Annotated in this window: 10 protein-coding genes and 1 pseudogene; 8 read left to right on the top strand and 3 right to left on the bottom strand. The window is 63.2% G+C overall.

Going from position 1 to position 13,641, the window contains the following annotated elements; translation table 11 throughout:
* The 4 genes and pseudogenes from J2D73_RS07690 (at nt 1) to J2D73_RS07675 (ending at nt 4,047) form a co-directional block, all read left to right on the top strand.
* A complete protein-coding gene (locus J2D73_RS07690; RefSeq protein ID WP_207881022.1) occupies nt 1–516 on the top strand; it encodes a RidA family protein in 516 nt (171 codons plus the stop codon).
* 203 nt (nt 517–719) lie between these two features.
* A pseudogene (locus J2D73_RS07685) lies at nt 720–1,838 on the top strand (Rieske 2Fe-2S domain-containing protein); the annotation flags it as partial.
* Between the two features lie 222 nt (nt 1,839–2,060).
* A complete protein-coding gene (locus J2D73_RS21020) occupies nt 2,061–3,065 on the top strand; it encodes a bifunctional GNAT family N-acetyltransferase/(deoxy)nucleoside triphosphate pyrophosphohydrolase (RefSeq protein WP_341535049.1) in 1,005 nt (334 codons plus the stop codon).
* A 226-nt stretch (nt 3,066–3,291) separates the two neighbouring features.
* Nucleotides 3,292–4,047: a competence/damage-inducible protein A gene (locus J2D73_RS07675; RefSeq protein ID WP_207881020.1), complete on the top strand. Its 756-nt coding sequence runs from the start codon at nt 3,292–3,294 to the stop codon at nt 4,045–4,047.
* Between the two features lie 137 nt (nt 4,048–4,184).
* On the opposite strand, the gene J2D73_RS07670 is transcribed toward J2D73_RS07675, so the two are convergent.
* From J2D73_RS07670 to J2D73_RS07660, 3 genes are all read right to left on the bottom strand, one after another.
* Nucleotides 4,185–5,156 carry an acetyl-CoA carboxylase carboxyltransferase subunit alpha gene (locus J2D73_RS07670; RefSeq protein ID WP_207881019.1) on the bottom strand — a complete coding sequence of 324 codons (972 nt, stop codon included), beginning with the start codon at nt 5,154–5,156 and terminating at the stop codon, nt 4,185–4,187.
* Between the two features lie 239 nt (nt 5,157–5,395).
* Complete coding sequence (locus J2D73_RS07665) at nt 5,396–6,343, bottom strand: tyrosine recombinase (protein ID WP_207881018.1); 948 nt, start codon at nt 6,341–6,343, stop codon at nt 5,396–5,398.
* An 82-nt stretch (nt 6,344–6,425) separates the two neighbouring features.
* Entirely contained in the window at nt 6,426–6,704 is a 279-nt protein-coding gene (locus J2D73_RS07660; RefSeq protein ID WP_207881017.1) for a hypothetical protein, read from the bottom strand.
* 89 nt (nt 6,705–6,793) lie between these two features.
* On the opposite strand from J2D73_RS07660, the gene aroB reads away from it, so the two are divergent.
* The 4 genes from aroB (at nt 6,794) to alaS (ending at nt 13,509) form a co-directional block, all read left to right on the top strand.
* A complete protein-coding gene (aroB, locus tag J2D73_RS07655) occupies nt 6,794–8,587 on the top strand; it encodes a 3-dehydroquinate synthase (protein WP_207881016.1) in 1,794 nt (597 codons plus the stop codon).
* 325 nt (nt 8,588–8,912) lie between these two features.
* The gene (locus J2D73_RS07650) at nt 8,913–10,052 is read left to right on the top strand and encodes an OmpA family protein (RefSeq protein WP_207881015.1); all 1,140 of its coding nucleotides are present in this window, start codon (nt 8,913–8,915) and stop codon (nt 10,050–10,052) included.
* 141 nt (nt 10,053–10,193) lie between these two features.
* Complete coding sequence (locus J2D73_RS07645; protein WP_207881014.1) at nt 10,194–10,709, top strand: GtrA family protein; 516 nt, start codon at nt 10,194–10,196, stop codon at nt 10,707–10,709.
* Nucleotides 10,710–10,863: 154 nt separating this feature from the next.
* Nucleotides 10,864–13,509 carry an alanine--tRNA ligase gene (gene alaS, locus J2D73_RS07640; RefSeq protein ID WP_207881013.1) on the top strand — a complete coding sequence of 882 codons (2,646 nt, stop codon included), beginning with the start codon at nt 10,864–10,866 and terminating at the stop codon, nt 13,507–13,509.
* Nucleotides 13,510–13,641 lie beyond the last annotated feature (132 nt).

Genomic DNA, 13,641 nt, shown 5'->3' with positions numbered 1-13,641 from the left:
ATGAACTCCACGATCCGTAACCTGACTTTCGCGATCGCCAGCGTCGCCGCCTTCGGCGCCGCCAGCGCGTCGGCCGCCGACAGCGTCGTCCGGCACACCGACCCGGCGGGTCATTTCCCGATCGCTCAGGCCATCGAAGTGCCGCCCGGCGCCTCGACGATCTATCTCAGCGGCATGGGTTCCCCACCGACGAACAAGTCGGCTGATCCGAAGACCCTCGCCGCCTACGGCGACACCGAGACGCAGACGCGTGGCGCACTGGAAAAAATTCAGGACGCTCTCGCCAAGCTGAACCTGACGATGGGCGACGTCGTGCAGATGCACATGTACATGGTCACGGATCCGAAGCTCGGCAAGCTCGATTTCGCAGGCATGATGAAGGCTTACACGCAGTTCTTCGGGACAGCAGCGCAGCCCAACCTGCCCGTCCGCTCCGCGTTCGAAGTGGCTCACCTCGCCAACCCCGGCTGGCTGATCGAAATCGAAGTCACCGCCGTTCGGGCGCCTCATTCATAATTCATACGTTATCCCTGATATTGATCCAGTTCACTTCGTCACCACGAACTGGGTGATATAAGCGAAGAGTTCGCCGAGATTCGCTCCGCCGCTTCATCGCGGCGGAGCGAGGGCGCAGGAGAGCGCGAAAAAGGGGTACGATGGGCCAGTTTCTTCCGACCGAAAGTCCCTCAGAATCCACCGAGGCATGCCTCGATCCCGTGATCGCGGGATCGGATTCTGAAACGTCGACTGACGCTACAGACACCGAAAATCGGTCCGCATCTCCAAAAAACGCCGCCGGACAGGATCTTCGCCGCATCCATTGCGATCCGGATTTCTGGTATCCCGTCGCCTGGAGCCGCGAACTGAAGCGTGGCAAGGTTATCGCCACACGTTACGCTGGACAGCCCATAGCGCTGGTCAGACCCGATGAAGGCCCCGTCTTCGCTCTCGAAGATCGTTGCGCCCATCGTCAGGTGCCGCTCAGCAAAGGGCGCGTGTGCGGGCAATCCGTTCAATGTTGCTACCACGGCTGGGCCTATGGCCGCTCCGGCCGCTGCATCGACGTGCCGTATCTTGGCAAAGGCAAACTGCCGAACGGCGTGCGCACCTATCCAGTGCGGGAACAGGACGGCCTGATCTTCGTCTTTCCGGGAGATCCCGAGAAAGCCGCCGCCAAGCCGCTGCGCCGCGAACTGGCTCAAAGCAACAATACAGCCTACAAAACCCGCCGCTTCGGGCGCCATGTCGCCTGCCACTACAGTTTCATGCACGAGAACCTGATGGATATGAACCATCAGTTCATGCACATGAAGCAGATGGGGCAAATGCGTCCCCGCTTTCTCGGCCAGAAGCGCGAGCCCGGTCTTGTTGAAGCGCGCTACAGTTTCGCGCGTACCAGCGGCAAGCAGCCCCTCGGCGAGGCACTAATTTTCGGAGAACGTCGCGACGCGTCGGCCAAATACGCAGACCGCGATGTCATGACGATCCGCACCGAATACCCGTTCCAGACTCTGCGAATCCAGACCGGCGACGAAGCACCCGTCATGGACCTGTGGATCGCCTACACGCCGCAGGACGCGGACCAACTCACCAACCGCACTTTCGGCCTGCTGTCGGTCAAGAAGCCCGGCGTCCCCGGCCTCCTCGACCTCGCCTGGCCGTTCCTCGTGGCGTTCACAGAGCGTATTTTCGCGGAGGACCGCGAAATCGTCGAACTGGAACAAAAGGCGTGGAACGAGCTGGGCGGCGATCACAATCAGGAAGTTTTTCCGGTCATCAACGCGCTTCGCAGCCTGCTCGCCGAATGCGGCGTTCAGCCAAATGCTTCAACGCCGGACAGTTCGCCACAAGAGACCTCTCCGCAATCCTCGTCGTCACAAGGCCAGGAAGACGCTGCCGCCGCTCCTGTCATTGAGCAGCCGTCACTCAGTGACGCTCCGGCGCCTGAAAACGTGACGGCGGCCCGCGCCAAATCTGATTCGCGGTCCGGCAAACGCACTTCGGGCGCGAGGAAGAAAGCCGGAGCCACGAAGCCAGACGGCAAGCCGACCTGATCACTCGTGGAAAGTCATCATACCACCCGGACGCCTGACCTTGAGGCAGGGCCCTATCGTCTCCGGGCCCTCGACGTCAGCGACGCCAGCGGGATGCACCGTCTGGTGAACGACTGGAACGTCATCCGGATGTTAAGCCGACTGCCGTTCCCCTACCCCCGCGAACTCGCCATGGAATGGATCGCCAGCACCCGCGAGCAGGCGGCGCGAGGCGAAAGCCACCATTTCGCGATTCTGGACGGCGACGAGGCCCTGATCGGGTGCGTAGGCCTCACGCTTGAAAAAAACCCGGCCATCAAGGTCGCCCGGCTGGGATACTGGATCGGCAAGCCCTTCTGGGGACGTGGCGTCGCAACCCTCGCCGCCGGGCGCGTCGCCCGCTGGGCTATGGCCAACCTGGACATTCAGGCGTTGCGCGCGACCGTGGCGCAGGACAATCCGGCCTCGGCCGCTGTGCTCCGGCGCGTCGGCTTTCGTCAAATCGGAGAAGGTTCGCAGCCCTTCATGGCGCGCGGCGGTGAAATCCCGATCCACTTGTTCGAGGCGTCGCGAGGCGACTTTGACGCCGGATCGAGCGACGCTATCGCAGCGCCGATCGCCACAGGCGTCGCACGAAAGCTGGTCCTCGTGGCCGCGGCCGCTCTGATTGACGTCGATTGCCGCATCCTTCTGGCCAGACGCCCCGAAGGCAAGCCGATGGCGGGCCTGTGGGAGTTTCCGGGCGGCAAGGTTGAACCCGGAGAAACGCCCGAGGCTGCGTTAATTCGCGAACTGAACGAGGAACTGGGACTCGACGTGACCAGCGCCTGCCTCGCCCCGTTTACCTTCGCGTCTCACGCTTACGAGACGTTTGACCTTCTGATGCCGCTATATGTCTGTCGCCGCTGGAAGGGCGCGCCCCAGCCGAAGGAGGGCCAGACCCTGAAATGGGTCGCTGCGGAACAACTCGCAGATTATCCGATGCCCGCCGCAGACCTGCCATTCATTCCGCTGCTACGCGACCTGCTTTGACGCCGAAACGGGCGCCGTCCGCTGGCTAAATCCGGACACACGGCGCACACTCCGTCGAACAGAGCGTTCAACCGCACATGGGCGCATTGCCCGGCACGGCGCGCTCGCTCAAAAAGAATCAACCGTCCTCCATCACCTCAACCGAGCGACGATTTCGGAAAATTGGCCCCCACACAGGGTCGCGAAAACACGCCCGGAAAACGGGCCAAGGACAGGATAGCTCCCGATGAACCCAACATCCGCGCTGATCGTCATCGGCAACGAAATTCTCTCGGGGCGAACACAGGACGCCAATATTCGTTTTCTGGCCCAGAGGCTGGGCGCACTCGGCGCGCCACTGCGCGAGGTCAGAATCATCCCGGATATCCGGGAGACTATCGTCACCACCGTGACAGAGATGAAGGCGCGCTTCGGGCAGGTGTTCACCACCGGAGGGATCGGTCCGACCCACGACGACATCACCGCCGCCTGCATCGCCGAAGCGTTCGGCACGACGCTCGAACTGCATCAGGAAACCGCCGCCCGGATGGAGGCGCACTACGGCGTCGACCAGTTCTCCGAGGCGCGGCGTCGAATGGCCATGCTGCCGAAAGGAGCGACGCCAATCGTCAACAAAGCCTCCGTCGCTCCCGGCTTCACGATCGGCAACGTCCATGTGATGGCTGGCGTGCCGTCCATCATGCAATCGATGTATGAGGCGGTGGAACCTGACCTCCTTCGCGGATCGCCGATCACGTCGCGCACCTGGCATACGACGACGCTGTTCGAGAGCATGATCGCCGCGCCGCTGGAAGCGGTGCAGAATCGTTTTCCGGATCTCGACATCGGCTCCTACCCCTTTATGCGCGGGGACGGACGACGGGGAGTCGCTCTGGTCGCCAAAGGCGCGAACGCCGACCATGTGGCGGCGGCGTCTGAGGAAATCCGCAACCTGATCGTTGCGGCGGGCGGCGATCCAATCGAGGGAGAATCGCCCATCTGAGGGGTGAACGACGAGTATCTGGCGGAAGAAGATGCCGCCTCGGCAACAGCCACTTTGAAGCTCTGTCGCTTCGAGAGCGTCGCGCTGTAGCCGGAAGCCCCCGAGCCTGTCGGGCGCGTGACCCGCGCCCGAAAACATCACGCCAGAGCGTCACGCCCCATAGCGACGAACTTGTCTCGCCGTTGCGCGACCAGAAGCGCAGGCTCCAACCCGACCAGTTGCGCGAGTTCTTCCGAAATCGCGTTCCTTACGCTCTCTATGGTCGACGCCGGATCCCGCTGTGCGCCGCCGACAGGCTCGGTCACGATTCTGTCGATCAGCCCAAGTTTCTGCAGGTCTTGCGCTGTCAGCTTGAGAGCCTCCGCCGCAGTCGTGGCCTGCTTCGGGTCTCTCCAGAGAATCGACGCGCACGCTTCCGGCGAAATGACGGAATAGATGGCGTTCTCCAGCATCAACACGCGGTCGCCTGACGCCAGCGCCACGGCGCCGCCTGATCCGCCCTCACCGATCACCGTTGCAACCAGCGGCACGGGAACTGTCAGGCAGGTCTCGATCGAACGGGCGATAGCCTCGGCCTGCCCGCGCGCTTCCGCATCGATGCCGGGCCACGCGCCCGACGTATCGACGAATGTCAGAATCGGCAGGCCGAAACGCCCAGCCAACTCCATCAGGCGCATGGCCTTGCGATAGCCTTCCGGGCGAGCCATGCCGAAGTTGTGGACAAGCCGCGTATCGAGATCCGACCCACGTTCCGTGCCGATCACCACCACGGACTGGCCATTGAACCGGCCCAGACCGCCGACAACGGCCTTGTCGTCGGCGAACTGCCTGTCGCCCGCCAGCGGCGTGAAATCGGAGATCGTCGCGCGGATGTAATCCAGCGCATGCGGACGCTGCGCATGACGCGCGACCTGCACTTTCTGCGAGGGAGTAAGCTTCGCATACAGCGTGCGAAGCTGCTTCTCCGCCTTGTCCGACAGACGCGAGATCTCGTCGGAAATATTGACACCATCAGGCGCGCCCTCGCTCGAGGCGGCCATATTTCGCAGGTCGTCGATCTTGGTCTCAAGCTCGGCGACCGGCTTCTCAAAGTCCAGAAACTGACGCATGGCGGATGGCGATAGCACAGTGGCGCGCAAAGCCAAGCTTCACAGCGCAACGACCGCACATCTTTTACTTCAGACCTGCGTCTTTGGCAGGTCCGTACCAGCAGGAAACGCGCAGCGAGTCGTGGCGATACGGGGGTTTTGTCGTCATCGGCGCGCCAGACAGCCCCGGCCACACACCTTCGGCATGCGGACGCTAAAGCCCAACCCTCGTCCCTCGTGGTCCTCAGATCGTCGGCGGATCAACCACCTTCTGAGGGCGACGCGTCGTCTTCTACCGAGTCGGCACTCTCTCCCAGTGGATGATGAGCGAGCACGATCTCGCGCAGCCTGTCGGCCTGCACATGCGTATATATTTGTGTTGTCGCTATGTCGGCGTGCCCAAGCAATGTCTGCAGCGTCCGTAAATCCGCACCGTGTGCGAGCATATGCGTCGCGAACGAATGCCTCAGCGTGTGCGGCGACAACCGCGCGACATCGAGATCCGCCCGAATAGCGATGTCCGCAAGGATCTTGTCAAAACCCTGCCGTGTGAGCGCGCGCAGCGGATTGCGCCCGGGAAAAACAAACGGGCTGTCCTTCATTTCGTCCGCACGCATCAACGCCGTTGCCGCCTCCCGTGCGGGGTCCGATAACGGAACCAATCGCTCCCGACCGCCTTTGCCTCTTACAAGAAGCATTCGCGCGCGATCCCGAAAGGCGACCCTGCGCAGCGCCAGCAACTCTGAAACACGAAGCCCGGTTGAATAGAGCAGCTCTATCGCCGCACGCCCGACCAACAGCCTACGCGCCAATTCCGGCGTCGCCCTCTCGTCAGGGCGACAAGCTCTGATGAGCGACAGAACCTCCGCCTCAGAGAGAAATTTCGGAAGCGAGTCATGCGGTGACGGCGCATCGAGTCTGGCCGCTGGATTGTCAGTCCGTCGACCGTCCCGGAGCAGGAAGAGAAAATATTGTCGGACGCAGGAAACACGGCGGCTGATCGTGCGGCGCGATAACCCTGCGGCGCCCATCTCCGCCACCCATGCCTGCAACCCCTCGCCAGAAGCGTCCGGCAAGGCTTCGCCCCGCGCGGCGAGGCTGTCGGAGCATTCAGAAAGATCGCGCGCGTACGCGGCCAACGTCGCCGGAGCGGTGCCGCGCTCCGCCGCAAGCATTTCGAGAAAAGCGTCCACCAGACCGCCGGTCACTGTTGGTTCCGCCTTTTATTGGCGACCATACAGCCGTAGCCGACGATGAACCGCACAAGCGCCCGCCCGGCCGCGCACGGCCTCAGCGCCCGGAAGCCGCCGATGTCGACGAAGGGACCGGAGAAGCCGCCGACGGGGCCGTAACGGCCGGGACGGATGCCGCGGGAGCCGTCATCGCACCCGGCGGAATGACGTTCGGAAGCGCTTCCGCAGGTGGCGCGCTGGAGGCGAATGCGCTGGACGGCAGGTTTTTATGAACGACCTGCTGGACGGGGGGCTGCGGCGAAGTTCCCAGCATCGCTATCCCTCCGACGAGAATTACGACGACCAGAGCGGCCACAATGATGACGAGTCGACGCATTCCTGTCTCTATGCTCCAAAACTGTCGGGCTCGCGCCCGGCCTCCACGCAATAGCGGGTCTTCTCCCGCTCTATGTTACGATGCCGCCCATGTCACGCACTCGCCAAGCCCATACCAACGCCGAAGCCGCCGACGTCTATTCGGAAAACGAAGACGCGGACGCCGTCACGACGCCGCTCGACCTGCCGCTCAATCTCGACGCGGTGCGCTCAGCCGCCGGATTCGGGCCTCTTTCCGGACGCAGCATCGTTTTGATCGGCCTTATGGGCGCCGGAAAAAGCACGATCGGCCGCAGGCTGGCCGAACGCCTGATGCTCGGCTTCGTTGACGCCGACGCCGAAATAGAGCGGGCCGCCGGTTGCTCTATCAGCGACGTATTCCGCCTTTATGGAGAGCAGGCGTTTCGTGAGGGCGAACGACGCGTGATCCGACGCCTGCTCGATGGGCCGCCATGCGTCCTGGCCACCGGAGGCGGCGCGTTCATGAACGCCGAAACCCGGGCGCTGATTAGGGAACGCGCGACGTCGGTGTGGTTGCGCTGCCCCCTGCCGATGCTGGTGAGGCGGGTCGCCGGACGCTCGCATCGCCCCCTGCTGAACGACGCACGTCCCAAAGAGGTGCTGGAAAGACTGATGACAGAACGCCACCCGATATACGCGGAAGCAGATGTCATCGTGCAATGTGGAGACGACAACGTGGATAACGGGACATCACGAGTCATCGAGGCGCTGGCGCAAAACAGACGGCCTCACCGCCTCGCGATCACGCTTGAAAGAGCGTCATACGAAGTTGTGATCGGCTCCAGCCTGCTGGCCCGCGCCGGCCTGCTGCTGGCGCCGCTGCTTCCCCAACCGCGAGTCGTCGTGATCACGGACGAAACAGTCGCCTCGCTTCATCTGCAAAGCCTGCTCGACTCCCTTTCTGATTCGGGAATCCATTCGCAAACCGTGATCGTTCCTCCCGGAGAGCGATCGAAATCTCTCGAAGAGTACAAACGTGTAACGGACGCCGTGCTGGAATCGGGCGTGGAACGCCGGACGACGATCATCGCCTTCGGCGGCGGAATCGTTGGGGACCTCGCCGGATTCGTAGCCGCGACAACGTTGCGCGGGCTGCCGTTCGCGCAGATCCCGACCACCCTGCTGTCTCAGGTCGATTCGTCGGTTGGCGGAAAGACCGGAATCAATACGAGTTGGGGCAAGAATCTTCTCGGCGCGTTTCATCAACCGATCGCAGTTCTCGCGGACGTTTCCACTCTACGCACCCTGCCTCAGCGGGAGTTGGTCGCTGGTTACGCCGAAATCCTCAAGGCCGGACTGATCAGCGATCCTGAGCTGTTTGCGTGGTGCGAAGCGAACGCCTCGGCCGTTCTCTCCCAGGACGCCGGGGCCCTGACGGAAGCAGTTGAGCGCGCCTGCGCATTCAAAGCGTCGGTGGTTGCAGACGATGAATTCGAACGCCGCTCCGACGGCGGTCGGGCGCTCCTGAATCTCGGCCACACGTTCGGGCACGCGCTGGAAGCGGAGATGGGTTACGACGGCAGCCTGCTGCACGGCGAAGCAGTCTCGATCGGCCTGCGTCTGGCCTTCCTGCTCTCAGTGCGGCTTGGCGTCTGCCCGCAGGAAGACCTCGACCGCGTGACCGCACATCTCGAGGCGCATGAGATGCCATCGCGCATCTCGTCGCTCGCCCGCGCCGTCACGGCGGATGCGCTTGTCGCCCACATGGCGCGTGACAAGAAGATGAGCGACGGAAAGCTGAGCTTCGTTCTGGTGAAGGGCATCGGACAGGCGTTCAGTTCTCGCGATGTGCCGATGTCTCTGGTGCGCCAGGTTCTGATCGAAGACGGCGCCGTGAACATTAGCGATGCACCTGGCGAATAGCTGAGAAGCAAAACTATTACGAAAACGAACACGTTATGGGCATGATTTTAATGCCAATCTGCGCGTCGGCGTATTAAAAGCGCCATAAGCAGGGATATGCTTGAAGGGCGGTCGTTTCGGCCGCCTTATTTTCTGCCTAAATTTTTGCCTACCGAAATGAAGTGTTGCATATAAAACACGCTTATGGCTTGTAATGTCTGATAGCGCTAAACAGCGGGTTCCATTGAAGGAACCGCTGGCCCTATAGGGCTTTCAGACATCTTGCGGGGGCTGACACGCCGATGGTAGGCGTCAGCCCCGACAGATGAGGGAAGAGGACGAAAAAATGCGTCTCCGCACGGCGTTACTCGCAACAACCTTGATGGCCGCGGCGCCTGTGGCTGCATCGGCCACGACGATCACTGGCCCCTATATCAATCTCGGTGGCGGCTATGATCTGACCCAGACCCAGCACGCTCACTTCTCCCCGACGACGCAGGCGGACGGATCTGAATCCAATTCCGGCACGTCCTCGAAGTTCCGTCACAAGGACGGCTTCACGGGCTTCGGCGCGTTCGGTTGGGGCTTCGGCAACGGCCTCCGCGCTGAACTCGAAGGCGTCTACAACTACTCGCAGATCAATCACCGCAACGCGACGCCTGTCGCGGGCTCGACCAGCGGCAGCGATCAGTCCTATGGCGGCTTCGTCAACGTCCTGTATGACATTGACCTGAAGCAGTTCGGCATCGATGCGCCGATCACGCCGTTTGTCGGTGTTGGCGCCGGTTACCTGTGGCAGCATTACAACCCGATCACCACCACCTACGCGAACGGCAACGTGAACCGCGTCGGCGGAACGAACGGTGGCTTCGCCTATCAGGGCATCGTCGGTGCGGCTTACGACATTCCGTCGGTTCCGGGCCTCGCGATCACGACCGAATACCGCATGATCGGCCAGACGTTCACGGACGGTTCCTATTCGTCGACCTCGTGGAACCCGTCCGGGATTCACAAGGGCAACGTGAACTTTGATCACCGCTTCAACCATCAGTTCATCCTGAGCCTGCGTTACGCGTTCGACACGGCTCCGCCGCCGCCGCCGCCGGCTCCGGTTGCTCCGCCGCCGGTCGTTGCTCCGGCTCGCACGTACCTCGTGTTCTTCGACTGGGATAAGTCGATCCTCACGGCGCGCGCTCGCCAGATCGTCGCCGAAGCTGCTCAGGCTTCGACGCACGTTCAGACGACCCGCATCGAAGTCAACGGCTACACCGACAACTCGTCGGCTCGTGGCGGCGCTTCGGGTGCGAAGTATAACATGGGCCTGTCCATCCGCCGCGCTGACAGCGTGAAGGCTGAACTGATCCGTGACGGCGTTCCGGCGACCGCCATCGACATTCACGGCTACGGCGAGCAGCACCCGCTGGTCCCGACGGGTCCGAACACCCGCGAGCCGCAGAACCGTCGCGTCGAGATCATCCTGCACTGATCGACTCGTCGATCCAGTCTGGATATCGGAGGAAAGGGCGCCATTCGGCGCCCTTTTTTCTTGCCTATCGTCCGCTGCGAAACACCTTGCTTTCAGTGCGCCTTGCCACGGCAGCTTCACGCGATCAGGATCTAAGGTGACATGGCCCCCGCCCTTCCGCCTCTCTCCGCCCAGCACCTCGCCCAGGTGCAGCGATTCCTGAAGTTCGGCGTAATCGGCAGCCTCGGTTTTCTCTGGGATACCGGCACGGTCTACGCGCTTCGCCCAGTTATCGGGCTAGGTCTGGCAACCCTTGCGGCCTATTTCGTCGCCGCCTCACTCAATTGGCTGGCCAATCGTCTCTGGACGTTCCGTGGCGTCGGGCTGGACGAACATCCAGTGCTGCAGTGGCTTCGGTTTCTGACAGCCAACAGCCTCGGCTTTCTCCTCAATCGCGGTGCGGTCTATCTGCTGTTTTATCTGGAGCCATTCTGCGTCCAGCACCCGGTCGTAGCCATCGCCGTCGGGTCGCTCACGGGAATGCTGGCGAATTTCAATCTCAGCCAACGTCTTGTTTTTCGCGAACGGCCACCCCAGTCCGCCCTTGATCTGGCCGAGATCGCGACGGGTCTGACCAGCGCAGAAAAACCCGATTCAGAAGACAGCGCCGCTGCATAAATCCGTTCTGGCGAGCAGAGCGTCGTCCCCGACACTTCCGGGGCGGCCTCGACTAGGTTAAATCTGCCTGAGAACCAGTTTCCGACCATCTTTCGGCCGCGCGGCTGTCCTCGGGCGCCACGCATCCATATCCCCGGGATATCCGTCCGCCGCCATGCCTACGACAAACGACATCCGCGCCGCGTTCCTCGATTATTTCGCGTCGCAGGGGCACCAGATCGTGCCGTCCTCCCCCCTCGTTCCCCGCAACGACCCGACGCTGTTGTTCACCAACGCCGGAATGGTGCAGTTCAAGAACGTTTTCACAGGGCAGGAAACGCGCCCCTACAACCGGGCCACGACAGCGCAGAAAGTCGTCCGCGCAGGCGGCAAGCACAACGACCTCGACAACGTCGGCTATACCGCGCGCCATCACACGTTCTTCGAGATGATGGGCAATTTCTCGTTCGGCGATTACTTCAAGCCGCTCGCCATCGAACTTGCGTGGAACCTGATCACGCGTGATTTCGCGCTGCCGAAAGACAAGCTGCTGGTCACCGTCTACTCGGAAGACGAAGACGCGGCGGCGCTCTGGCGCAAGATCGCCGGTCTTTCCGACGACCGCATCATCCGCATCCCCACCTCCGACAATTTCTGGCGCATGGGCGACGTCGGCCCCTGCGGCCCCTGTTCCGAGATCTTTTACGACCACGGCCCTGACGTTCCGGGCGGCCCGCCGGGCTCGCCTGATGAGGACGGAGACCGCTTCGTCGAGATCTGGAACCTCGTGTTCATGCAGTTCTTCGAAGACCCGCCAGGCACGCGCACGCCGCTGCCGCGTCCGTCGATCGACACCGGCATGGGCCTTGAACGCTTCGCCGCGATCATGCAGGGCAAGCGCGACAATTACGACACCGACACGCTGCGCGCCCTGATCCTCGCCTCCGCCGACGCGACCGGACAGGACCCGGACGGACAGTTCAAGTCCAGCCATCGCGTGATCGCCGATCACCTGCGCTCCACCGCCTTCCTGATCGCCGACGGCGTCCTGCCCGCAAAGGATGGACGCGGCTACGTGCTGCGCCGCATCATGCGCCGCGCCATGCGGCATCTGCACATGATGGGCACGACCGATCCGGTCTTCTACAAACTGCTGCCCGCGCTGATCCGTCAGATGGGCGCCGCCTACCCCGAACTGGGACAGGCCGAGGCGCTGATCCGTGAGACAATGCTCGGCGAGGAAGAGCGCTTCAAGGCGATGCTTGGACGCGGCCTCGGCCTGCTCGGCGAAGAAACCGACAAGCTGCCATCGGGCGGCGCCCTGCCCGGCGACGTGGCCTTCAAGCTGTATGACACATTCGGCTTCCCGCTCGACCTGACGCAGGACGCGCTGCGTTCCAGCGGCCACACGGTCGACGTCGAGGGTTTCGACGCCGCGATGAAGCAGCAGCGCGAGCGCGCCCGCGCGGCGTGGACCGGCTCCGGCGACACCGCGACGGAGACCGTCTGGTTCGAAGCGCGCGACCGTTTCGGCGCGAGCGAGTTCCTCGGCTACAGCACTGAAGTCGCGGACGGCGAGATTCAGGCGATCGCGCTCGGCGACCGTCTGGTCGAGAGCGCAGGTCCCGGCGAACAGGTCGCCATCCTGCTCAACCAGACTCCGTTCTACGGCGAAAGCGGCGGACAGGTCGGCGACACGGGCGAGATCACCGCGCCGGGCGTTCGCATCGCCGTCACCGACACGCAAAAGAAGCTCGGCGACCTGCTGGTGCATTACGGCACGATCACCGAAGGAACCGTGAAGCCCGGCCTCGCCATCCACGCCGTCGTCGATCATACGCGGCGCAGCGCGATTCGCGCCCACCACTCCGCGACGCATCTGCTGCACGAGGCGCTGCGTCGGCGTCTGGGCGAACACGTCACGCAGAAAGGCAGCCTGAACGCGCCGGACCGCCTGCGTTTCGACGTCAGCCAGCCGCGCCCGATCACGCGCGAGGAACTGGCCGAGGTCGAAGCCGAGGTGAACGCCCGCATCCGTGAAAACACCGCGGTGACGACGCGCATCATGACGCCGGAGCAGGCCGTCGCCGAAGGCGCCATGGCCCTGTTCGGCGAGAAATACGGCGACGAGGTCCGCGTCGTCTCCATGGGCGCCTCCGACGACAAGTCCGGCTGGTCCGTGGAACTGTGCGGCGGCACCCATGTCGCGCGCACCGGCGATATCGGCCTGTTTCGCATTTCCTCGGAAAGCGGCGTGTCGGCGGGCGTCCGTCGGATCGAAGCCCTCGCCGGTCCCGCCGCCGAAGCCGCCGCCAACCTGAATGACGAGCGGCTGTTCCAGATCGCCGCCATGCTGCGCGTTAACGCCGCGGAAGCGCCAGAGCGGCTGGCGACGATCCTCGAAGAGCGCAAGGCGATGGAAAAGCGCATCGCTGATCTGCAGCGCAAGCTCGCAGCCGGTGGAACCGAAGCCGCAGGCGTCGAGACCATCGCTGGCGTTCCGTTCGCAGGCCGCAACATCGGCGACACGCCCGCGCGTGAACTAAAGGGGCTGGCCGAGACCATCGGTAAGCAGATCGGCGTGGGCGTGGTGGCGCTTGTCTCCACCGCCGACGGCAAGGGAACCGTAGTGGTGTCCGTGAACCCGGAACTGCCGGAAGCCATCGACGCAGTGGCCCTCGTCCGCGCCGCAAGCGCCGCGCTGGGCGGCAAGGGCGGCGGCGGGCGGCGCGACATGGCGCAGGCTGGCGGACCGGACGTTGGGGCCGCCGATGCGGCGCTGGACGCGGTGCGTGCAGGTATTGTTGCAGCGCAGGGGTAGGTTGCCTGAGGGCCGCGGCAGAGTTGAAAACGGAAGAGCCCCTTGTTTGGACGAGGGGCTTTTTTGTGAACGATTACTTCATGGGCAAATACGTCAGCTTTCGCCTCTCATGCCGGCCGCAAACCTGTCACA

Origin of the sequence: Acetobacter sacchari, assembly GCF_017377715.1 — a bacterium.
GTDB lineage: Bacteria > Pseudomonadota > Alphaproteobacteria > Acetobacterales > Acetobacteraceae > Acetobacter > Acetobacter sacchari.
Note: the sequence above shows the minus strand (reverse complement) of the source record. Positions and strands in the feature narration are given on the sequence as shown.